Raw genomic sequence first — 21,165 nt, 5'->3', positions numbered from 1 at the left:
AAGGGGCTCCCTCGGGGGCCGGGCCGCGTCGCCGGGCCCCGGGCTCGGACGGATGCCGGGCCTTGTCGGTGCGCTTCGGTGCGGTTGGGGGGTTTCTGTAGGGGGGTTGGGGTGGGGGTGAGGGTTCTCGGGGGTCGTCCGTGTCGGGGGATTCAGGGGTGAGTGGAGCGTTCCCCGGTTCGGTGTGTCAGGCGGCGGTCGTTCCCTTCTCCGCGGTGGCCAGGAAGTCCTGGGCGATCAGCGGCAGCCGGCGACGGGCGTGCACGACGGCGATGACGCGCCGCACGGCCGGTTCGAGCGAGCGCACCACGAGGCCCGAGCGGGCGGCCTGCTCGGCCATGCCGCGGTACCACAGGAGCGAGGCCCGGCCGGCGCGGACGGCGTTGAGCCAGCCGTTGCGCTCGTCGGTCTCCAGTACGACCGTCGGGGTGACGGCGTACCTGCCGAACATCGCGTCGAGCTCCCTGCGCCGGGTGCTGCCGCGGGCCGGGAGGGCCAGGCGCATGCCGTGCAGCCTGCCCATCGGCACCGGGTTGGGCAGTTCGAGCCCGGGTGGGGAGATCAGCACGATCTCCTGGCGTTCGAGGGGGTGGGTGACGAGGTCGGCGGGCACCGGCAGATCGGTGAGACCGAGGTCGGCCCGCTGGTCCCTGATGGCGCTGACGACCGCTTCGCGGCCTTCGCAGCGCACGATCTGGACGCGTACACCGGGGTGCTCGGCGGCGTAGGCGGGCAACAGCCGCCCCGCCAGACCGGGCTCCAGGCTGGGCGTCGAGGCGATGCGCAGTTCGGCGTCGGACGCGCCGGTGTGCTGGGCCAGGCCCTCGATCTCGTGGACGGCGTCGAGCGCCTCCCGTGCCAGCTTGACCACCCGCCGGCCCTGCGCGGTGACGACGACGCCGCGGCCGGAACGGGCGAACAGGGTCATGCCGAGCTCGCGCTCGAGATCGCGGATCGCGCGGGAGAGCGCGGGCTGCGCGATGTACAGCGACCTGGCCGCGTCGGTCATGGTGCGGTGCTCCGCAGTCGCGACCACATAGCGGAGCTGCTGGAGATTCATGCCAAGAAAGCTAGGACACCACCCGCTCCGCAGACCGAAAGATAACCGAGATCACCTCGAATGATTTCGGACTGTGACCGTGCACTGCTACATCCGTGACGGGTGATAAATCAGTATGCTTTTGCCCCAAATTTGCCAAGGGTCCGTCAAGTCGCCGGACAAAGCTCGGCAATGGGACAACGGGGCAAACGGGGAGACAGGGTGACAGGTAACGGGCAATATCCACCCCCGCCACAAGGGCCCGGTCAGCCACAGAGGCCACCCGCGCTGCCGTGGCCGCCGCCCGGGCACGGCCGGCAGCAGCAGCCGCAGGCCGGTCCGTACGGGCCGCCTCCCCAGGCGCCTCCGCCCGCCTACCCGCCCCAGGGGCCGGGCCATCCGCCGCAGAACCCCGGCTACCCACCCCAGGGGCCCGGCTACCCGCCGCCGGGTCCCGCGCACCCGCCACAGGGCCCCGCACACCCGCCGCAGGGGCCGGGGCAGCCGCCGTACCCGCCGCAGGGCGGCCTGACGCGGCCCTACACGCAGCAGATGCCGCCGCCGCCTCCCCCGCCGCCGCAGTACGCCCAGCACTACCGGCAGCCCGCGCCCCCTCCCCCGCCGCCACCTCCGCCACCGCCCCCGATGCCGCCGCGGCAGTGGCAGCCGCCGCCGCGCCGCAAGTCGGGCATGGGCGTCATCGGGGTGCTCGGCGCGGTGTTCGGTTCGCTGGCGGCGCTGTTCGTGCTGATCGTCGTCGGCGCGGCCCTGCTGAAGAGCTCGTCGCGGTCGGAGACGACGACGCCGATCGCGGTCCCGACGTACGAGCCCACGCCGGAGCGCAGCCGCGCCACCCGGCCGCCGACCCGCCGACCGACCGAGCAGCCGACCCGGCAGCCGACCCGCACCCCGGAGGAGACGGTGACGCCGCCGGCGCAGGTGCAGGTCAACACGAGCCTCAAGAACAACAGTCTCTACCGGGCGGGCACGCTGCCCCGGATCCCCTGCCGGGCGGGCAACGCGAGCATCTTCAGCCACAGCCAGCTCAAGGCGCTGATCCTGAAGACGGGCAAGTGCATGGACCGGGCGTGGGGCCCGATCCTGGAGAAGCAGGGCTTCGACTTCCGCCCTCCGGGCTACGCCATCGCCTCCGGAAGGGGCCGGGGCGCCTGCGGCGACTACCCGAGCGCCGGGAGCATGGTGCCGTACTACTGCCCGCGCAACTCCACGATCTACGCCTCGACCTCGGCGATGGCGCGCGGCAACGGCAACGCCCGCGGCTACGGCCAGATCATCTCCTGGCACGGCGGCATCATCAGCATGATGGCCCACGAGTACGGCCACCACGTCCAGAACGTCACGGGCCTGATGAACTCCTGGTGGGACAGCACGCTGGCCTCCTCCAGCCGGAGCACCAAGCTCGGGCTCAGCAGGCGGCTGGAGCTGCAGGCCACCTGCCTCGGCGGCATGTGGATGCGCTCGGTCGCCGCCACCTATCCGGTGACCACGTCGCTGCGGAGCCGGCTGTACTGGTTCTACGGCCAGGTGGGCGATTATCCGGGCTATCCGCGCGACCACGGGACGCCCGCCAACAACAACCGCTGGTTCCGTCAGGGCTGGGAGAAGAACAAGGTTTACCAGTGCAACACGTGGATGGCTCCGTCCTCCACGGTCTCCTGAGAGCCTCCTGTGAAATCCGCGCAGAGTTCATCTCGACTTAGGCAAGTGTCTGTGTTGTCCAGATATGGGGACTAGAATCCTGGCATTCTTGTCCCCGCATGGGGGCCGTTCTGCCTGGTAGGCGTCTGAAGGAGCCGGTGTGAGAAAGCGCGACGGGGAGGGCACCGTGCCTGGAGGCAGAAAGGAAGGCCCGGCGCGCCGGCCCCGCCCGGCCCCTGGCGCCCCCCGCTTCGCCCGGCCGCTCACGCCCGCCTCCGTGCTCGGCTGGACCGCGCTGTCGGCCGTCGCGCCCGGCGCCGCGCACCTGCGCGCCGGGCGCCGCCGTACCGGGCTGATCCTCATCAGCGTGTACGCGGTGCTGCTGCTCGCCGCCCTCGCCTTCGGGCTGACCCGCAACCTGGCCGACGCCGCCGCGTTCGTCGGCGACGGGATGATGCTCGCGGTGATCATCACCGCCTCGGCGCTCGCGCTGGCCTGGTTCGCCATCGTGGTCAGCTCGTACGTGGTGCTCAGCCCCAAACGGCTCAACCAGCAGGGCCAGATCCTGACCGGCATCGTCGTGGGTGTGCTGTGCGTGGCGGTGATGGCGCCGTTCGCGTTCGTCGCCAACACCATGATCACCGTGCGCGACACCTTGGGGAACATCTTCCCGTCCTCCTCCGACCCGGGCACGCCGACGGTCGCGCACAACCCCGAGGACCCCTGGGCCGGCAAGACCCGCGTCAACTTCCTGCTCATCGGCGGCGACGCGGCCGGCAACCGCACCGGCGTGCGCACCGACAGCATGAACGTGGCCAGCATCGACACCAAGACCGGCAACACGGTGCTGTTCAGCCTGCCGCGCAACCTCCAGCACGTGCACTTCCCGGCCAGCTCGCCGCTGCACAAGCAGTTCCCCAACGGCTTCATGGCCGAGCTGCCCAACGGCGGCCTGCTCAACGAGGTCTGGCAGTACGCCAACGACAACCCGCAGATCATGGGCGGCAAGAACATGGGCCCGCGGGCGCTGATGGACGCCATCGGCTACACCCTCGGCCTCAAGATCGACTACTACGCCCTCATCAACATGTACGGCTTCGCCGCCCTCGTGGACGCCATCGGCGGCCTGAAGGTCCACGTGGAGTCGGACGTCAAGTGGGGCGGCCTCTACGGCACCGCCGGCACCATCAAGGCCGGCTACCGGCGCCTCAGCGGCGAGCAGGCCCTCTGGTACGGCCGCTCCCGCGTCAACAGCGACGACTTCTCCCGCATGGCCCGCCAGCGCTGTGTCATCGGCGCCTTCGCCCAGCAGGCCACGCCCCAGGTCATCCTCACCAACTTCAGGAAGATCGCCGGCGCGGCCAAGCGCATGGCGCAGACGAACATCCCGCAGCCCCTGCTCCCGCCGATCATGGAGCTGGCCGTCAAGGTCAAGGACGCCAAGATCACCAGCCTGCAGTTCGTGCCGCCGGAGTTCTACTCGGGCCGCCCCGACTGGGCCAAGATCCGCCAGGCCACCAAGAAGGCGATCTCCGACTCCATGCGCCCGCCCCGCCAGGCCCAGACGGCGAACGTCACCGCCTCCCCCAGCGTCACCGCCCCCTCCACGTCGCCGACGCAGACCCGGGCCGCGGCGCCGACGCAGACGCCCACCCGCAACACCCAGAAGGCCGGCGCCAAGTCCCTGGACGAGCTCTGCGGCCTCTGACGAGGCCGCGTCAGGCGGCGGCGCTCCTGCGGGGCAGCAGGGCGAAGGCGCCGACGTACAGCAGGGCGGCGACCACGAGCAGGCCCTTGTAGCCGATCACGAGGGCCGCGTACTCCAGGCAGCCGCCGACCATCGCCCCGAGCAGGTTCGCGCCGAAGGACGTGGTGGCGTCGGCGGTCTCGGCGAAGCGCTTGGCGAAGACCACGTTGGCCGCGAAGATCGGCAGGAACGCGACCGTGACGGCGGCCAGGGCGCGCAGTGGCACCGGCAGCGACAGCAGCCAGGCGTTCGGTACGAACCAGGCGAGCGCCAGGCCGGCCAGCAGCACGGCGTACATGACGGGCAGCGGCGGGGTGCGGAAGCGGCGGGTGATCTCGACGGCGGCGAGCACCGCGACCAGCACGCCGGCGAAGACGACGGCGTTGACCACCCACGTGGTGCCGAACAGCAGCGCGAAGCCGGTCACGCTCTTGGTCTCCAGCAGCATGAACGCCACGCCCAGCAGGAACAGGTCGCTGTAGGGGCGCATCCGCCGGTACGGCCCGGCGACGACGCGGACGGCGAGCAGGCTGACGGCGAGGATGAGCCCGAGCGTGACGAGGTAGAGCGGCGGGATCGTCGCGTCGTGCAGGTAGAGGAAGGGCCGGTCGTCGTCGGCGGGTGGCGGCGTGCCCGCGGCGGCGCCCGGCCACTCGGCGGCGCAGCGCTGGTCGGCGGCCGTCAGCCCGGCGGTGATGACGGCCTGCTGCCCGGCGGTGCTGACGACGTCCACGCACGGCTTGTGGCCGAAGGCGCGCTGCATGGTGACGGCGAGCCGGTCCACCAGCCAGCTCTCGCGGTAGTAGTTGTACATCGAGAACGTGCCGCCGGGCTTGAGGTGGGCGCGGGCGGCCCGCATGGCCTCCTCGGTGAACAGGTAGCTCTCCAGCCGCAGCGAGCTGGCCCCGGAGACGAGGGTGAGCGAGTCGGGCAGCGCGAACAGGATCAGGTCGTAGGCGCCGCCGCCGCGCTCCAGGAAGGCCCGCCCGTCGGTGATGTGCGTGGTGACGCGGGGGTCGTCGTAGGGGTGGTCGGGGTGCACCGAGCCGCCCAGCTCGCGCAGCTTGGGGTCGATCTCGACGGCGTCCACCCGCCGGGCGCCCTTGGACAGCGCGATCGCGACGTCGGTGCCGCTGCCCGCGCCGACGATGAGCACGTCCTGGGGCGGTTTGGAGGCCCGCTCGTACGGCAACCCGTACTGGGCCTCCCACTGCAGGCGGGCGGCGGCGGGCACGGCCTGCTGGTGCGGGATGCCGTTGACCGCGATGTCGGTGACGGGCACCCCGAGCACCGTCAGCGGCTTGGCGGTGACCTTGTAGTACGGCGACCAGACCGCCCCGGCCGTGAGCGTCTCGGTGAGCAGCAGCCCGACGACGGCCAGGGAGGGCACGGTGACCAGCCCGAGGTAGAGCGAGCGCGGCCGGGGCACGAGCAGCACGCCGTAGCAGATGGCCGCGATCAGTGCCCAGCAGACCGGCGGCGCGCTCAGGAACGACAGCGCGGTGAACGCCGCGATGCCGGTGAGGCTGCCGATGAGGTCGTACCGGTAGGCCTCCAGGCGGGGCAGCTCGGGGAAGCAGCGGCCGACCAGCTCGGCGGGCCCCATGAGGACGAGCGCGGCGGCGCAGAAGATGACCGGCAGGATGAGCCAGGCGGGCGGCCCCGTGGTGGACAGGCTCGTCCAGTAGAGGACGCCCTCGGTGTCGCGGTCGACGGTGACGGGGAAGGCCAGCACCACGATCGCGAGCGCGGCGAGCACGACCGGCGAGTAGTACGGCTGCCGCCGCGAGCGCCCCACCCGCAGGAAACCGAGCCCGATGCCGAGGAACGACCCGAGCAGCACGAAGTTCGTGAAGTAGCTCAGGTGGACGATGTTCGACCCGGTCCAGCGGATCAGCGCCAGCTCCAGGAAGAGCATGAAGGCGCTGGCGAGGACGAGCCTCGGCCGCACCGCCAGCCAGTGGGCCTTCTCTCCGTCGTCGACCGGCGTGCGCGCCTGGAGCGTCATGGAGCCTCACGGTAGTGAACGGACCGGGATCATGGAAGCCTGACAGGCCGGAAGAAATGTCGTCCGCTTCGCGGTTTTTGCGGCGTTTTCGCAGGTCAAACCTGCCGAAGGCGCTGGACGGGCCCCGCCGGATGGAGCAAGGTGGGGTGACTCGCTCCCCACGACCTCCGGTGGTGACCCATGCGCGTGATGATCCAGCTCCGCCCCTCCCCCGATCTGGCCGCGGCCGTCGCCGACCCGTCTTCGAAGGTCACCACGGCCGACGTGGCCGCCGGTCTGGTGGCCGAGCTGCCGGGCGTCGAGCTGGATCCGGCGTTCGCGCCCGTGACGGTGCCGCGGCCGGTCCCCCGCGCGGGCGGCGACCCGCTCCCGCTCAACCGGCCGCTCGACGTCTCGCTGGCCCCCGGCGACGCCTCGGTGCTGGTGCGCGGCACGATCCCCGACGGCGAGCCGGCCTCCGGCGTCGCGCTGCGGCCGGACGTCGTCGGAGTGTTCGCCGACCCGGTCGTGGAGCCCTCGCCCGTCCCCGTGGGCGAGGCGCCGGTCGGCGACTGGCACGACGTCGAGCGGCTGCTCGGCGTGGCCGGGCTGCACGCCGAGGGGCTGGACGGCGCCGGCGTGGCGCTGGCGGTGCTGGACACCGGCGTCAACGCCGCCCACGCCGCGCGGCGGCTCGGCCGGGCGGTGACGGTCGACACCGCCCGCTGCTGGAGGCCGCCGGATGGCCGGTCGGTCCCGGCGCCGGGCGAGTCCGGGGTGGGCCACGGGACGATGTGCGCCTTCGACGCGCTGATCGCCGCCCCGCAGGCCGCGCTCATCGACATCCCGCTGCTGCCGCCCGTCCTGCCGCCCGCCCTGTCATCCACCCTGTCATCCACCCTGTCATCCGCCCTGCCGCCCGCCCGGCCTGACGCCCTGTCGCACGCCCTGCCGGGCGGCGCGGTCAGCGCGGTCACGGGCGGCCCGCTGCCGGGCGGTCCGCTGCCGGGCGGTCTGCTCTCGGACGCGGTGGCCGCCTTCGCGCACCTGCGCGGCGTGCTGGAGGCCCAGCCGGCCGAGACGCGCGCGCTGGTGGTGAGCAACTCGTGGGGGTCGTTCTCGCCGGAGGGCGACTTCCCCGCCGGGCATCCCGGCAACTACTCCGACAACGCGGCCCACCCGTTCAACCTCATGGTGGCCGCGCTCGACCGGATGGGGGCGGACGTGCTGTTCGCGGCGGGCGACCGCGGGCGGGAGCGCCCCGGCGGGCGCCACCCGTTCCCGAGCCGGCCCATCGCGGGCGCGAACTCCCACCCCCGCGCGCTGTCGGTCGGCGGCGTGGACGTCAACGGCGCGCGGCTGGGCTGCTCCTCGCGCGGCCCCGGGCGGCTGACCGCCCGCAAGCCGGACGTGTGCGCCTACACGCGCTTCGCAGGCTCGCGGGCGTTCGGCGAGGGCGAGGCCGACTCGGGCACCTCGGCGGCGGCGCCGGTCGCGGCCGGGCTGGTGGCCGCGGTCCGCACCCGGTGGCCGGCCTCCCGGCTGTCGCCGGCGCAGCTCCGGGCGCTGCTGCGGCGCACCGCCGAGGACCGCAGCGAGGTCGGCTTCGACTACGACTACGGTTACGGCACCGTCGACCCCGGCGCGATCGTGGCCGCGCTCGACCGGCGCTCGCGGAGCGCGGCCTGACCCTCAGGCGTTCTCGCGGTTGAACACGCGCGTGCCGACGGTGAGGCTGACCGCGGCGAAGACCACGGTCACCGCCACGCCGAGCGCCACCGTCCCGTTGGCGTAGTGGCCGTGGAACAGCTCGCGCAGCGCCTCCAGCGGGTAGCGGAAGGGGCTGAGGTGGGAGAGCGCGTCGAGCCAGCCCGGCGCCATCGACATCGGCAGGAACGACCCGGACAGCAGCACCAGCGGGATCACCGCGGTGGACATCACGGGCGCGAACAGGTTCTGGTCGAGGGTGAGCGCGACCGCGTACGACAGCGCGGCCAGGCTGACGCCGAGCACCAGCACCAGCGCGAACCCGGCCAGCACCCCGGCCGCCGGGGCCCGCAGGCCGAGGGCGTAGGCCGCGGCCAGCAGCAGCGCCGTCTGGATGATCAGCGTGACGGCGTTGTTGAGCACCCGGCCGAGCAGCAGCGCCAGCCGGCTGACCGGGGTGACGCGCATCCGCTCCAGCACGCCGGAACTCCGCTCGAAGACCACGCCGAACCCGGCCAGGCCCATGCTCATCAATCCGAGCTGGATGATCAGGCCGGGCACGAGCGTCTCCCACGTGCCGATCGTGACGAACAGCGGCCCGAACAGCACCAGGAACAGCAGCGGCTGCACCGCCCCGAAGACGATGCCGACCTTCTGCCGCAGCGTCGTGCGCACGCCGTGGCGGAACAGGACCCAGGTGTCGCGCAGCATCAGACCCCCGCCTCCTCGCGCAGTGAGCGGCCGGTGATGTCGAGGAAGACGTCGTCGAGGGTGCGTCCGCCGCTCTTCAGCGCGGCCGGCGTGCCCTCGGCCACGATCCGGCCGTGGTCGATGATCAGCAGCCGGTCGCAGAGGGCGTCGGCCTCGTCCAGGTAGTGGGTGGTGAGGAAGACCGTGAGGCCGCTCTCGGCGCGCAGGGCGCGGACGTGGTCCCACAGGTTGGCCCGGCTCTGCGGGTCGAGGCCGGTCGTGGGCTCGTCCAGGAAGAGCAGGACCGGCTCGTGCAGCAGGGCGAAGGCGATGTCGAAGCGGCGCCGCTGGCCGCCCGACAGCGCGGCGCCCGGCCGCTCCTCCAGCCCGGTGAGCTCCAGCCGGTCGAGGAGGGCCCGCGTGCGGGCGGCGGACTCCGCGCGGCCGAGGCCGTACAGCATGCCCTGCAGCTCCAGCTCGCCGCGCAGCGGCTCGGCGGGCGGGACGGCGCCGCCCTGGGACACGTAGCCGATGCGCCGGCGCACGCCGCGCGGGTCGGCGAGCAGGTCGCACCCGGCCACGACGGCGACGCCCGAGGTGGGCCGCAGCAGGGTGGTCAGCATGCGCATCGTGGTGGTCTTGCCGGCGCCGTTGGGGCCGAGGAACCCGACGATCTCGCCGGGCTGCACGGTGATGTCCACGCCAGCGACGGCGGTCACGTCGCCGAAGGTCTTCGTCAGACCCGTTGTCTCGATCATTTCATCGCCTCCAAGATTGAGGTAATCACAATCTTGGAGTGACTGCAATTTGGGTAGCATGCAGGCATGGAAGAGGGGCTGCGGGAGCGGAAGAAGCGCGAGACCAGGCAACGCATCGCCGACATCGCGATGGGGCTGTTCATGGCGAAAGGGTTCGACAACGTGACCGTGGCCGAGGTGGCGCGGGCGGCCGACGTGTCGGTGAACACGGTCTTCAACTACTTCGGGACGAAGGAGGACCTGTTCGCCGACCGGCAGGACGTCGCCGTGGACCTGCCGGCGCGGGTGCTGCGGGAGCGGGAGCCGGGCGAGAGCGTGGTGCGGGCCTTCCGCCGCGACTTCCTCGACGCGATCGCCGGCCGCGACTGGCGCTACGGGCTCAACCAGGGCGCCGACGTCTTCGCCGGGATCGTCGCCGCCAGCCCCGCGCTGGTCGCCAGGATGCGCGAGCTCCAGGAGCAGCGCGAGACGGCGCTCGCGCGGGCGCTGGCCGACGAGCTGGACTCCGCGCCGGAGGACCTCTCCCCTCGGCTGGTGGCAGCGCAGATCCTCGCCGCCACGCGGCTGCTGGGGGCGTACGCGGCCGCTCGCATGGCGGCGGGCGAGGACTGGGCGGGCATCGAGCCCGATCTCAGGAGGCAGGCGGAGCGGGCGTTCGACCTGCTGGAGTCGGGGCTCGGCGACCACGGCCGGCGAGCCCCGGCGGGGGCCTCAGGAGGTGACGATGGCGACGGTGAACCCGAAGGCGACGAACAGCAGAGTGAGGGCCATTAGGGCGGTGGCGACCATGCCGCAGACGCGCCCGGCCTGGACCTGGCCGCGGTTGGCGAAGACGTAGCCGCTCCCGTCGATCTCGCGCAGCGCCGTATTGCCCATCGACCAGGCGAACGGGCCGATGAAGAGGCACACCACCAGGCTCAGGATGCCGAGCACGAGGATGGTCGTGCCGTTGGGGTGATTGTGCACCTGGGGGCCGTAGTAGGGCGGGTCGTACGGGGGATATGACATGCGTCCTTATATACCGCCACTGTCTTGATCATGTTGCGCCATCATGGGACGGCACCTGTTCCATTCCCCTAGGAGCATCATCCGTGCGCGAACGCACTCGTGCCGTACTCGCCCATAAGCGCTTCCAGCGTTTCATCGTCGGGGTCATCCTGGTCAACGCCGCCACGTTGGGCCTGGAGACGTTCCCACCCGTCGTGGAGCGCTACGGCACCCTGCTGACCGTGGTGGACCACGCGGCGCTCTACATCTTCGCCGTCGAACTGCTGGCCAAGATCTACGTCGAGCGGGCGCACTTCGTCCGCGACCCGTGGAACATCTTCGACTTCCTCATCGTCGCCATCGCCTTCGCGCCCGCGACCGGCGGCCTGTCGGTGCTGCGGGCGATGCGCGTCCTGCGGGCGCTGCGGCTGCTGTCCGTGGTGCCCAGCCTGCGCCGGGTCGTCTCGGCGCTGCTGCGCGCCATGCCCGGCATGAGCTCCATCGTGGTGCTGCTGGGCCTCGTGCTGTACGTGGCCGCCGTGATGGCCACCAAGCTCTACGGCAGCGCCGCCCCCGACCGCTTCGGGACCCTGCCGACCTCGCTGTTCACCCTCTACCAGACGATGACGGGCGACGACTGGGGCAACATCGCCAGGGAGGTGATGACCCAGCACCCGTCGGCCTGGATCTTCTTCACCATCTTCATCCTGGTGTGCACGTTCGTGATCCTGAACCTGTTCATGGCGGTCGTGGTCAGCGCCATGGACGAGGAGAGCGCCGAGGAGCGCGCCGCGCTCCAGGACGACGCCGCCGTGCACTCCGAGCTGATCCTGCGGGAGCTCGCCGAGCTCCGCAAGGAGGTCGCCGAGCTGCGGCGGCACAGCCCCGTCGAGTGAGCCGCGCGCGGGGGGCGCCGCGTGACGCCCCCCGGCCGCGGTCAACGGGAGTAGAACTCCACCACGAGCTGCTCGTCGACGGGGATCGCGATCTGCTCGCGCTCCGGCCGGCTCGTCAGCGTGAAGCGCAGCTCGGCGAGGTCCACGGACAGGTACGCCGCCGTGCGCTCGTCGGCGTGGATGCCGGCGGCGGCGGCCACGAACGGCTGCATCCCGCGCGAGCGCTCCCTGACCGACACGACCTGCCCCGGCTTGACCAGGTAGCTCGGGATGTCCACCTTGCGGCCGTCCACGGCGATGTGCCCGTGGGCGATGTACTGCCGGGCGGCGTAGATCGACGGCGCGAGCCCGGCGCGCAGCACGAGGGAGGCCAGGCGGGTCTCCAGCAGCGTCACCAGCTCGGCGCCCGAGGCGCCCGGCTTGCGCACCGCGAGGTCCCAGTAGCGGCGCAGCTGCCGCTCGGAGACGTCGTAGTACCAGCGCAGCTTCTGCTTCTCCAGCAGCCGCAGCCCGTAGTCGCCGGTGTTGCGGCGGTTGGTCTTGCGGCCGTGCTCGCCCGGCGGATAGGGGCGCGTCTCGAAGTAGCGGACGGCTTTCCTGGTCAGCGGGACGCCCGCGCGACGCGACAGTCGCACCTTGGGGCCGGTGTAGCGCACGTTCACCTCGATGTGATTAGGTAATCCTTACTTAGGTAAGCCTAACCTATCACTGTGTCTGTTGCCCAAGGAGGCGTCATGCTGCCGATCCCCGAGCGGGTCCGCACTCTCGCCGCGACCGCCGAGGTCGCCAAGCTCGCCGTCGACGGCGTTCCCTCGCCCGCCCGCGGCGGTGTGGACGAGCGCGGCCGTCCGGTGCTCCTCGTGCGCCCAGGCGAGACCCTGCACGGCCTGGTCGGCGACGCCGTGGTGGCGGTGAACCTGACCGCGATGCGCAGGCTCGGCGCGGCCGCGCACCCGCGCGGCCTCATCGAGGTGCAGGGCTGGGCCGAGGCCGTCCCCGAGGACGAGGCGCGCGGCGCGGCCGTGGCGGTGGCCGCGCACTGCGCGGACGAGAGCCTGTTCGAGGCACTGGAGCGGTTCGGGCGGCCGGACGCGCCCCGGCTGCTGCGCCTGGACGTGGCCCAGGTCGTCTACCTGACCGGCCAGGAGTCGGGGATGCTGGACGCCGACGACTACCTGGGCGCGGCGCCCGACCCGCTCACCGACGTCGCCGAGCGGGTGCTGGCCCACGTCAACGACTCCCACCGGCCGCAGCTCACGGCCGGGGTGTCGCGGCAGCTCGGCGAGACGGCGGGCGAGGTGTGGCTGTGGGAGCTGGACCGCTTCGGCGCCACCGTACGGGTGGACGAGTCGCTGGTGCGCTTCCCCTGGCCGCGACCCGCGAGGTCGGGCGGGTGCCTGGAGACGGCGCTGCGCGGCCTGCTCTGCACCTGCTGACCCGCCCGGTCAGCTCCGCGCCTGCTCCATCCCGGCCAGGAGGTAGCCGAGCCCCTCGGCGAACGTGGCGTCCCACTCGGGCGCGAGACCGTGCGCGGCGAGGCCGGGCCAGCCGCCCGCCCGCTCGCGCAGGAACACGTCCACCTCCTCCCCCGCGCGTTCCTGCCAGGTGACCTGCGAGATCACCGAGCCCGTGACGAAGGCGGCCAGGCTGTGCGCGGCGCCACCAGGAGCGGGGAATCCGGCCGCGATCAGGGTCTGGAACAGGAACTCGGTGCGGGCCAGGGCGTTCGGCCCGAGGAGCGGACGGTCGAGGACGGTCGCCGACCACGGGTGACGCAGCAGGGCCGACCGCCAGGCGCCCATGAGCGCGCGCACCGGCTCGTGCCAGGGCTCGCCCGGCCGCGCCGCCGGCAGCGGCGCCTCTCCGAAGACCGCGTCGAGTGCCAGGTCGAGGACGTCCTCCTTGGTCCTGACGTGCCAGTAGAGCGTGGTCGAGCCGGTGCCGAGCCGCTCGGCCAGCCGGCGCATGGTCAGCCCGGTCACGCCCTCCTCGTCGAGCAGCGCGACCGCCTCGGCCACGATCCGCTCCAGCGTCAGCGTCTGCCTGGGCGCCCTGCGCGGGCGCGACCACACGTTCTCCACGCCGCCGATAATACGTTGTACGCCGACCGGATCGATGGTCTAGTAGTGGAACGACGATCGAGAGAGGGCGGCGGCTTGGGGCACATCGAAGTGAGCGATCTGACGTACCTGCTGCCGGACGGGCGGCCGCTGCTGCTGGAGGCGTCGTTCAAGGTGGGCGACGGGGCCAAGGCGGCGCTCGTCGGCCCGAACGGCGGCGGCAAGACGACGCTGCTGCGGCTGATCGCGGGCGAGCTGCGACCGGACGGCGGGCGGGTGGCGAGCAGCGGCGGCATCGGGGTGATGCGGCAGTTCATCGGCGAGGGCACCGTCCACGACCTGCTGCTCGGCGTCGCGCCCCGGCGGGTGCGGCAGGCCGCCGCGGATATGGAGGCGGCCGCCGCGGCGCTGGCCGGGCGCGACGACGAGCCCGCGCAGCTCGCCTACGCCCAGGCGCTCGCCGACTACGCCGACGCGGGCGGCTACGCGCTGGAGGTCGTGTGGGACGTGTGCGCGGACGCGGCGCTCGGGCTGCCGTACGAACGAATCGCCGGCCGCGGCCTCGGCACGCTGTCCGGCGGCGAGCAGAAGCGGCTCATGCTGGAGGCGCTGCTGCGCGGCCCCGACGAGGTGCTGCTGCTGGACGAGCCGGACAACTATCTCGACGTGCCGGCCAAGCAGTGGCTGGAGCGGGCGATCCGCGACTCGGCCAAGACCGTGCTGCTCGTCTCGCACGACCGGCAGCTGCTCGCCGAGGCGGCCGACCGGATCGTCACCGTGGAGGGGCGTACGGTGTGGGTGCACGGGGGCGGCTTCGCCGGCTACGGCGAGGCGCGGCGGCGGCGCGCGGAGCGGCTGGAGGACCGGCGGCGGCGCTGGGAGGACGAGCGGGCCAGGCTGCGCCGCCTGGCGCACACGCTGCGGCAGCGCTCGGCGCACAACGACGCGCTGGCCGGGGCCTACCGGTCGGCGCTCACCAGGCTGGAGCGCTTCGAGCGCGAGGGCCCGCCGCGCCGGGCGCCGAAGGAGCAGAACGTGCGCATGCGGCTGCGCGGCGGGCGCACCGGCAAGCGGGCCGTGACGTGCGAGGAGCTGGAGCTGACCGGGCTGCTGCGGCCGTTCTCGGCCGAGATCCACTACGGCGAGCGCGTCGGCGTCCTGGGCCTCAACGGCACCGGCAAGTCGCACTTCCTGCGGCTGCTGGCCGGCGAGCCGATCGCGCACACCGGCGCGGCCCGGCTCGGCGCGCGGGTCGTCCCCGGATATTTCGCCCAGACCCATCTGCGGCCCGACCTGCGGGGCCGGCCGATCGCCGAGCTGATCATGGCCGAGCACGCGCTGACCCGCAACGACGCCATGGCCGCCCTCGCCCGCTACGAGCTGGCCCCGGCGGGCGGGCAGGCGTTCGAGACGCTCTCGGGCGGCCAGCAGGCGCGGCTGCAGATCCTGCTGCTGGAGCTGTCGGGGGCCACGCTGCTGCTGCTCGACGAGCCGACCGACAACCTCGACCTGGCCAGCGCGGAGGCGCTGCAGCGGGGGCTGGAGGGGTTCGAGGGGACGGTGCTGGCCGTCACGCACGACCGCTGGTTCGCCCGCGACCTCGACCGGCATCTGATCTTCCGCGCGGACGGCGGGGTGCGGGAGTCCGCCGAGCCGGTGTGGGACGCCTGAGTCAGACCGGCTGGCGGCGCAGGGCGGTGACCGTCATGGTCTCGTCCACGGCCTCGGGCGCGAGCACGTGGTCGAGCACCATCACCGCGCATCCGCTGATGCCCGCCTGCGCGCCCAGCCTGCTCGGCTCGATGCGCAGCCGCCGGGTGGCGAGCGCCGTGGAGCGGCGGTAGACGACCTCGCGGATGCTCGACACCAGCGGCCCGAACGCCTCGGCCACGTCGCCGCCGAGCACCACGATCGACGGGTTGAGTATGTTGACCGCGCCGGCCAGCACCTCGCCGATGCGGCGGCCGGCCGTGCGCACCATGGCCATGGTCTCGGCGTCGCCGGCGCGGACCAGCGCGGTGACGTCGGCGATGGTCCTGACGTCCTTGCCGGCCGCACGCAGCTCCCGCAGCAGCGCGGTGCCGCTGGCCACGGAGTCGACGCAGTCGGTGTTGCCGCAGCGGCACAGCACGCCGCCGCCGTCGAGCACGGGGATGTGGCCGATCTCGCCGGCCGCGCCGAGCGCGCCGCGCAGGATGCCGCCGCCGGCGATGACGCCCGCGCCGATCCGCGTCGACACCTTCACGAACATGAGGTCGCCGACGTCGGGGTAGAGGCCGCGGTGCTCGCCGATGGCCAGCACGTTGACGTCGTTGTCGACCAGCACGGGGACGGGGAAGCGGGCCTGGATGACCGGCGGGATCACCACGCCGGTCCACGAGGCCATCACGCGGGCGCTCTCGGTGCGGCCCTGCGCGAACTCGACCGTCGCCGGCACGCCCATGCCCACGCCGCGGATCAGCTCGCGCGGGCGGTCGCCGAGCAGGTCGTCCCAGGTGTCCATGAGCAGCGGCAGCACGACGCCGGGGCCCTCCTCGACGTCCACCTGGAACTCGCGGCCGTCCAGCTCGCGCCCGGCCAGGTCGCAGACGGCGACGCGGGTGCGGGTCGCGCCGAGCGCGGCCACCAGCACCAGGCCGCCCCCGGCGTTGAACTCCAGCCGGACGGGCGGCCGGCCGCCGGTCGAGGGAGCGTCGGTGCGCTCCACGACCAGGCCGCGTTCGAGCAGCTCGGCGACGCGCAGCTGCACCGCGGGGCGCGACAGGCCGGTGACGCGGCCGAGGTCGGCCCGCGTCACGGCCTCACCGGTGCGGATGAGGCGGAGCACCTCGCCGCTCGTGGCGAGGTTCGCGGCGGTACGACGGGACATCGGCCAAGTGAACCACACCCGCTTGTGTAATGGAAACTCCAGACTTTCTTATCTCAGATGCCAAAACTCTGCTTGTGCACAACCCAAACTCTCGTTAGTGTCCGTTGTGTCCTCGCATTGGAAGATCTTCGGAGCTCGACACCGTGTCCACCTCTCCCGCAGCAGGTCCCGTCCACACCGCTGACCTCGTCGTCTTCGGCGGCACCGGTGACCTGTCCATGCGCAAGCTGCTGCCCGCCCTGTACCACTGCGACAGGGACGGCCGGCTCTCCCCCGAGACCCGCGTGATCGCCATGTCCCGCGGCGGGCTCGCCGACGCCGACTTCCGCGGCAAGGTGGACGCCGAGGTACGCGACTCCGTCCCCGTGGACGACCCCGCCGTGTGGCAGCGCTTCCTGGGCCGGCTGCACCACGTGTCGGTGGACGTCGGCGCCCCGGGCCACCCCGGCTGGCGTCACCTGGCCGAGCTGCTCGCCCCGCACGAGGACCGTGACCGGGTGTTCTACCTCGCCAGCCCGCCCCGCACGTTCGGCCCCTTCTGCCGCGAGCTCGCCGAGGCCGGCCTGGTGACGCCGCGCTCGCGCGTGGTGCTGGAGAAGCCGCTCGGCCACGACCTGCCGAGCGCGCAGCGCATCAACGACGAGGTCGGCGCCATCTTCGACGAGCGCCAGATCTTCCGCATCGACCACTACCTGGGCAAGGAGACCGTCCAGAACCTGCTGGTCCTGCGGTTCGCCAACGCCTTCCTGGAGCCGATCTGGAACTCCCTGTGGATCGACCACGTCCAGATCACCGCCGCAGAGACCGTCGGCACGCCGGGCCGGCGCGGCTACTACGACCACGCGGGCGCGCTGCGCGACATGGTGCAGAACCACCTGCTCCAGCTCCTCACGCTCACCGCGATGGAGCCGCCTGCGCAGAACGACCGTGAGGCCATCCGCGACGAGAAGGTCAAGGTGCTGCAGGCGCTGCGGCCCATCACGGGCACCGAGGCCGACCGGTTCACCGTGCGCGGCCAGTACGTCGGCGCCGGCGACGTGCCCGGCTACCTCGACGAGCCCGGCTCGACGCCGCCCACCGAGTCCTCGCGGCGGGTGGAGACCTTCACCGCGATCCGGGCCGAGATCAGGAACTGGCGCTGGGCCGGGGTGCCGTTCTACCTGCGCACCGGCAAGCGCATGCCGTACCGGCGCTCGGAGATCGTGGTGCAGTTCAAGGACGTGCCGCACTCCATTTTTCCCGGTGGCAGCCCGAACCGCCTGGTGCTGCGCCTGCAGCCGGAGGAGGGCATCGAGCTGCACCTCATGGCCAAGGAGCCGGGCGCGGGCGAGGTGACGCTGAAGCCGGTGCCGATGTCGCTGAGCTTCGGCAAGACGTTCACCGCCCGCGTGCCCGAGGCGTACGAGCGGCTGCTGACCGACGTGCTGGCCGGCAACCCCACCCTGTTCATGCGGCGTGACGAGGTCGAGGCCGCCTGGCGTTGGATCGATCCGATCCTGGACGCCTGGCGGGCCGCCCCCGCGCTGCCCGAGCCCTATCCCGCCGGCACGACCGGCCCCGCCGGAGCCCACGAACTGCTCGGCCGCAGCGGTCGTGCGTGGCACGAGGAGGAACTGTGAACCCCGCCAAGAACCCGCACATGAACGCCGTCGTCCAGGAGGTCACCGACCGCATCGCCGAGCGCAGCGCCGCCAGCCGGGCGAACTACCTGGCGCGGATCCGCCGCGACGGCGAGGCGGCGCGCGCCAAGGGCCCGGCCCGCGCCCACCTCGGCTGCGCCAACCTGGCCCACGGCTTCGCCGCCGCGCCCGAGGCGGACAAGCCGGCGCTGCGCGGCTCGGCCAAGCCGGGCGTGGCCATCGTGACCAGCTACAACGACATGCTCTCCGCGCACCAGCCGTACGAGACCTACCCGCCCGAGCTGAAGGCGGCGGTGCGCCAGGCCGGCGGCGTGGCGCAGGTCGCGGGCGGCGTGCCGGCCATGTGCGACGGCATCACGCAGGGCCGTCCCGGCATGGAGCTGTCGCTCTACAGCCGCGACGTGATCGCCATGGCGACGGCGATCGCGCTCTCGCACGACATGTTCGACTCCTCGCTGCTGCTGGGCGTGTGCGACAAGATCGTGCCGGGCCTGTTCATCGGGGCGCTGCACTTCGGGCACCTGCCGGCGATCTTCGTGCCGGCCGGGCCGATGACCTCCGGCCTGCCGAACAAGGTCAAGGCGCGCACCCGCCAGCTCTTCGCCGAGGGCAAGGTCGGCCGGGACGAGCTGCTGGACGCCGAGGCGAAGTCGTACCACTCCCCCGGCACCTGCACCTTCTACGGCACCGCCAACTCCAACCAGGCGCTGATGGAGGTCATGGGCCTGCACCTGCCGGGCTCGACATTCGTCAACCCGCACACCGAGCTGCGCCACGCGCTGACCGAGGCGGCCGGGCGGCGCGCGGTGGAGATCACCGCGCACGGCGCTGAGTACACCCCGATCGGTGAGCTGGTGGACGAGCGGAGCGTCGTCAACGCCTGCGTGGCGCTGCTGGCCACCGGCGGCTCCACCAACCACACGCTGCACCTGGTCGCCATGGCGGCCGCCGCCGGGATCGTCCTGACCTGGGACGACCTCGCCCGCCTGTCCGGGGTCGTGCCGTCGCTCACCAAGATCTACCCCAACGGCCAGGCCGACGTGAACCACTTCCGCGAGGCCGGCGGCATGCAGGTGCTCATCGGCGACCTGCTGGACGCGGGCCTGCTGCACGGCGACGTCATGACGGTGGCCGGGCCGGGACTGGACCGTTACCGCGAGGCCCCCGAGCTGGTGGACGGCGAGCTGGTGTGGTCGCCGGTCACCGGCGGCAGCAAGGACCTCGACGTGCTGCGGCCGGTCGCCGAGCCGTTCTCGGCGGACGGCGGCATCCACATGGTCGAGGGCAACCTGGGCCGGGCGGTCAGCAAGGTGTCGGCGGTCAAGCCCGAGCACCTGGTGATCGAGGCGCCCGCCAAGGTCTTCGACGACCAGCTCGACCTGCTGAAGGCGTTCGAGGCGGGCGAGCTGGACGGGCAGGACTTCGTGGCGGTCATCCGCTACCAGGGGCCGAGCGCGAACGGCATGCCCGAGCTGCACAAGCTGACCCCGCCGCTGGCGGTGCTGCTGGACCGCGGCCAGCGGGTGGCGATCGTCACCGACGGCCGCATGTCGGGTGCTTCTGGCAAGGTCCCGGCGGCCATCCACCTGTCGCCCGAGGCGGCCGACGGCGGCCCGATCGCGCTGGTGCGCGAGGGCGACGTGATCCGCCTGGACTCGGCGGCCGGGACGCTGGAGCTGCTGGTGCCGGCCGAGGAGCTGGCCCGGCGCGCGCCCGAGGGCCGTCCGCTGAGCGACGCGCAGTGGGTGGGCACCGGACGGGAGCTGTTCGCCGCGTTCCGCCGGATGGCGGGCCACGCCGAGCAGGGCGCGGGGATCTTCGGCGTGAGCGGCGCCGAGTCGCCGCACCACGGCCCGGGGCTCGGCTTCCCCGCCGAGGCCGGCGCTTCCCACCTGGAGACGGGCGTCTCGGTCGGCGCTCGTCCGGCCGGACTGCCACGGTGACGTGTTTTATGACGGTACGGTGCTATATGTCCGCTTGGCGGACAATGACCGCTCATTACCCAGAACGTGCTCACGATCCCCTCTGGGACTCCGTGAGCGTCCATGGCATCCTTCGGAGGATGGCGAGCGATCTTGACGCCGCCCTGACCACCGGAGGTGCGCGGTGAGTGCCTTTGACCTTCCCTGGCTCGTCGCCGACGTCGGGGGGACCAACGCCCGTTTCGGGCTGGTCACCTCGCTGGACGAGCCGCCGTCGCACGTCGCGGTCCTGGCGGGGGCCGACCACCCCACCCTGCCCGACGCCGTGGCCGCCTACCTCGGGCAGCACACGGGCGGGGCGCGGCCGGGGGCGGCCTGCCTGGCCCTCGCGGGACCGATCGACGGCGACCACTACCGGCTGACGAACTCGGCCTGGGCCGGATCCGTACGCGACCTCGGCGTGCCCTACGCCAGGCTGCTCAACGACTTCGAGGCGCTGGCCCTGTCGCTGCCGCAGCTGGGCGGCGACGACCTGGTGCCGCTCGGCGGGCCGGAGCCCGCGCGCGGCGTCAAGGCCGTGCTCGGCCCCGGCACCGGGCTCGGCGTGAGCGCCCTCGTGCCGACCGAGCACGGCTGGACGCCGGTCCCCGGCGAGGGCGGGCACGTCACCGTGCCGGTCGTGGACGAGCGGGAGCTGGAGATCGTCCGGGTCCTACGGGCGCGGGGGCTGCCGCACGTGGTGGCCGAGCACGTGCTGTCGGGGCCCGGCCTGGTCCGGCTGCACCGGGCGCTGGCCGAGGTCAACGGCGTCAGCGCGCCCGAGCTGTCGGCCGCCGACATCGTGGCCAGGCTGGACGACTCGCTGTGCGCGGAGACGGTGGAGGTGTTCTGCGGCCTGCTGGGCAGCTTCGCGGGGAACGTCGCGCTGACGCTGGGCGCGCGGGGCGGGGTCTACCTGGGCGGCGGGGTGCTGCCCAGGATCGTGGAGCGGGTGCGGGCCAGCGGCTTCCGCGCACGCTTCACCTCCAACCCTGATATGTCGGCATATTTGGAGGGCATCGGGACGTCGCTCATCGTCGCCCCGCAGCCCGCGCTGACCGGCGCGGCTGCCTGGCTGAACCAGCGCGCCCGCCGGGAACTGGTGAGCTGAGGACGGCCACCGGCCCGTCCCTTGACCTGGGGGCGACCGCCGGTCCGTCCCTTG

18 protein-coding genes are annotated in these 21,165 nt (G+C 72.7%); 10 read left to right on the top strand and 8 right to left on the bottom strand.

Annotated elements, in window-relative coordinates; all coding sequences use genetic code 11:
* Nucleotides 1-187 precede the first annotated feature (187 nt).
* The gene (locus ACBR40_RS02195) at nt 188-1,060 is read right to left on the bottom strand and encodes a LysR family transcriptional regulator (protein WP_344219107.1); all 873 of its coding nucleotides are present in this window, start codon (nt 1,058-1,060) and stop codon (nt 188-190) included.
* Nucleotides 1,061-1,261: 201 nt separating this feature from the next.
* Between ACBR40_RS02195 and ACBR40_RS02190 the strand changes: the two genes are divergently transcribed.
* Both ACBR40_RS02190 and ACBR40_RS02185 read left to right on the top strand, forming a co-directional pair.
* Nucleotides 1,262-2,719 carry a neutral zinc metallopeptidase gene (locus ACBR40_RS02190; protein WP_371247163.1) on the top strand — a complete coding sequence of 486 codons (1,458 nt, stop codon included), beginning with the start codon at nt 1,262-1,264 and terminating at the stop codon, nt 2,717-2,719.
* 139 nt (nt 2,720-2,858) lie between these two features.
* Complete coding sequence (locus ACBR40_RS02185; protein ID WP_371247162.1) at nt 2,859-4,406, top strand: LCP family protein; 1,548 nt, start codon at nt 2,859-2,861, stop codon at nt 4,404-4,406.
* A 10-nt stretch (nt 4,407-4,416) separates the two neighbouring features.
* Here the strand turns inward: ACBR40_RS02185 and ACBR40_RS02180 are convergent, their stop codons facing one another.
* Nucleotides 4,417-6,453 carry a spermidine synthase gene (locus tag ACBR40_RS02180; RefSeq protein WP_371247161.1) on the bottom strand — a complete coding sequence of 679 codons (2,037 nt, stop codon included), beginning with the start codon at nt 6,451-6,453 and terminating at the stop codon, nt 4,417-4,419.
* Between the two features lie 180 nt (nt 6,454-6,633).
* Between ACBR40_RS02180 and ACBR40_RS02175 the strand changes: the two genes are divergently transcribed.
* A complete protein-coding gene (locus ACBR40_RS02175) occupies nt 6,634-8,121 on the top strand; it encodes a S8 family serine peptidase (RefSeq protein WP_371247160.1) in 1,488 nt (495 codons plus the stop codon).
* A gap of 3 nt (nt 8,122-8,124) precedes the next feature.
* Here the strand turns inward: ACBR40_RS02175 and ACBR40_RS02170 are convergent, their stop codons facing one another.
* Nucleotides 8,125-8,850 carry an ABC transporter permease gene (locus tag ACBR40_RS02170; RefSeq protein WP_371247159.1) on the bottom strand — a complete coding sequence of 242 codons (726 nt, stop codon included), beginning with the start codon at nt 8,848-8,850 and terminating at the stop codon, nt 8,125-8,127.
* Complete coding sequence (locus tag ACBR40_RS02165) at nt 8,850-9,587, bottom strand: ABC transporter ATP-binding protein (protein ID WP_371247158.1); 738 nt, start codon at nt 9,585-9,587, stop codon at nt 8,850-8,852. The genes ACBR40_RS02170 and ACBR40_RS02165 overlap by 1 nt, the downstream gene beginning before the upstream one ends.
* A 66-nt stretch (nt 9,588-9,653) precedes the next feature.
* Between ACBR40_RS02165 and ACBR40_RS02160 the strand changes: the two genes are divergently transcribed.
* Complete coding sequence (locus ACBR40_RS02160) at nt 9,654-10,361, top strand: TetR/AcrR family transcriptional regulator (protein WP_371247157.1); 708 nt, start codon at nt 9,654-9,656, stop codon at nt 10,359-10,361.
* On the opposite strand, the gene ACBR40_RS02155 is transcribed toward ACBR40_RS02160, so the two are convergent.
* Entirely contained in the window at nt 10,299-10,595 is a 297-nt protein-coding gene (locus tag ACBR40_RS02155) for a DUF4190 domain-containing protein (protein ID WP_371247156.1), read from the bottom strand. The two genes, ACBR40_RS02160 and ACBR40_RS02155, sit on opposite strands and share 63 nt — an antisense overlap.
* 83 nt (nt 10,596-10,678) lie before the next feature.
* On the opposite strand from ACBR40_RS02155, the gene ACBR40_RS02150 reads away from it, so the two are divergent.
* A complete protein-coding gene (locus ACBR40_RS02150) occupies nt 10,679-11,470 on the top strand; it encodes an ion transporter (RefSeq protein ID WP_371247155.1) in 792 nt (263 codons plus the stop codon).
* A 41-nt stretch (nt 11,471-11,511) separates the two neighbouring features.
* On the opposite strand, the gene rpsD is transcribed toward ACBR40_RS02150, so the two are convergent.
* The gene (gene rpsD, locus ACBR40_RS02145; RefSeq protein ID WP_344219140.1) at nt 11,512-12,126 is read right to left on the bottom strand and encodes a 30S ribosomal protein S4; all 615 of its coding nucleotides are present in this window, start codon (nt 12,124-12,126) and stop codon (nt 11,512-11,514) included.
* 78 nt (nt 12,127-12,204) lie between these two features.
* Between rpsD and ACBR40_RS02140 the strand changes: the two genes are divergently transcribed.
* Nucleotides 12,205-12,906, top strand: a complete 702-nt coding sequence (locus ACBR40_RS02140) for a DUF2470 domain-containing protein (protein WP_344219126.1) — start codon at nt 12,205-12,207, stop codon at nt 12,904-12,906.
* 9 nt (nt 12,907-12,915) lie between these two features.
* On the opposite strand, the gene ACBR40_RS02135 is transcribed toward ACBR40_RS02140, so the two are convergent.
* On the bottom strand, nt 12,916-13,551 hold the full coding sequence (locus ACBR40_RS02135; protein WP_371247154.1) for a TetR/AcrR family transcriptional regulator: 636 nt from the start codon (nt 13,549-13,551) through the stop codon (nt 12,916-12,918).
* 75 nt (nt 13,552-13,626) lie between these two features.
* On the opposite strand from ACBR40_RS02135, the gene ACBR40_RS02130 reads away from it, so the two are divergent.
* Nucleotides 13,627-15,201: an ATP-binding cassette domain-containing protein gene (locus tag ACBR40_RS02130; RefSeq protein WP_371247153.1), complete on the top strand. Its 1,575-nt coding sequence runs from the start codon at nt 13,627-13,629 to the stop codon at nt 15,199-15,201.
* Nucleotide 15,202: 1 nt separating this feature from the next.
* On the opposite strand, the gene ACBR40_RS02125 is transcribed toward ACBR40_RS02130, so the two are convergent.
* Nucleotides 15,203-16,399, bottom strand: a complete 1,197-nt coding sequence (locus ACBR40_RS02125; RefSeq protein WP_344219132.1) for an ROK family transcriptional regulator — start codon at nt 16,397-16,399, stop codon at nt 15,203-15,205.
* A 143-nt stretch (nt 16,400-16,542) separates the two neighbouring features.
* On the opposite strand from ACBR40_RS02125, the gene zwf reads away from it, so the two are divergent.
* From zwf to glk, 3 genes are all read left to right on the top strand, one after another.
* A complete protein-coding gene (gene zwf, locus ACBR40_RS02120; protein ID WP_344219134.1) occupies nt 16,543-18,018 on the top strand; it encodes a glucose-6-phosphate dehydrogenase in 1,476 nt (491 codons plus the stop codon).
* Nucleotides 18,019-18,038: 20 nt separating this feature from the next.
* Nucleotides 18,039-19,982 carry a phosphogluconate dehydratase gene (edd, locus tag ACBR40_RS02115; protein WP_364453182.1) on the top strand — a complete coding sequence of 648 codons (1,944 nt, stop codon included), beginning with the start codon at nt 18,039-18,041 and terminating at the stop codon, nt 19,980-19,982.
* Nucleotides 19,983-20,145: 163 nt separating this feature from the next.
* Nucleotides 20,146-21,111, top strand: a complete 966-nt coding sequence (gene glk, locus ACBR40_RS02110) for a glucokinase (protein WP_371247152.1) — start codon at nt 20,146-20,148, stop codon at nt 21,109-21,111.
* Nucleotides 21,112-21,165: the final 54 nt, after the last annotated feature.

This window comes from Nonomuraea sp. AD125B (assembly GCF_041402765.1).
In the GTDB taxonomy this organism is placed as follows: Bacteria; Actinomycetota; Actinomycetes; order Streptosporangiales; family Streptosporangiaceae; genus Nonomuraea; species Nonomuraea bangladeshensis.
This window is presented reverse-complemented; position numbering and strand designations above follow the sequence as displayed.

What these genes read in the sequence shown, in the direction of transcription:
- ACBR40_RS02195 (WP_344219107.1), bottom strand. Translation starts at nt 1,060, where the DNA reads ATGAATCTCCAGCAGCTCCGCTATGTGGTCGCGACTGCGGAGCACCGC.
- ACBR40_RS02180 (WP_371247161.1), bottom strand. Translation starts at nt 6,453, where the DNA reads ATGACGCTCCAGGCGCGCACGCCGGTCGACGACGGAGAGAAGGCCCAC.
- ACBR40_RS02175 (WP_371247160.1), top strand. Translation starts at nt 6,634, where the DNA reads ATGCGCGTGATGATCCAGCTCCGCCCCTCCCCCGATCTGGCCGCGGCC.
- ACBR40_RS02170 (WP_371247159.1), bottom strand. Translation starts at nt 8,850, where the DNA reads ATGCTGCGCGACACCTGGGTCCTGTTCCGCCACGGCGTGCGCACGACG.
- ACBR40_RS02165 (WP_371247158.1), bottom strand. Translation starts at nt 9,587, where the DNA reads ATGATCGAGACAACGGGTCTGACGAAGACCTTCGGCGACGTGACCGCC.
- ACBR40_RS02160 (WP_371247157.1), top strand. Translation starts at nt 9,654, where the DNA reads ATGGAAGAGGGGCTGCGGGAGCGGAAGAAGCGCGAGACCAGGCAACGC.
- ACBR40_RS02155 (WP_371247156.1), bottom strand. Translation starts at nt 10,595, where the DNA reads ATGTCATATCCCCCGTACGACCCGCCCTACTACGGCCCCCAGGTGCAC.
- ACBR40_RS02140 (WP_344219126.1), top strand. Translation starts at nt 12,205, where the DNA reads ATGCTGCCGATCCCCGAGCGGGTCCGCACTCTCGCCGCGACCGCCGAG.
- ACBR40_RS02125 (WP_344219132.1), bottom strand. Translation starts at nt 16,399, where the DNA reads ATGTCCCGTCGTACCGCCGCGAACCTCGCCACGAGCGGCGAGGTGCTC.
- edd (WP_364453182.1), top strand. Translation starts at nt 18,039, where the DNA reads ATGAACGCCGTCGTCCAGGAGGTCACCGACCGCATCGCCGAGCGCAGC.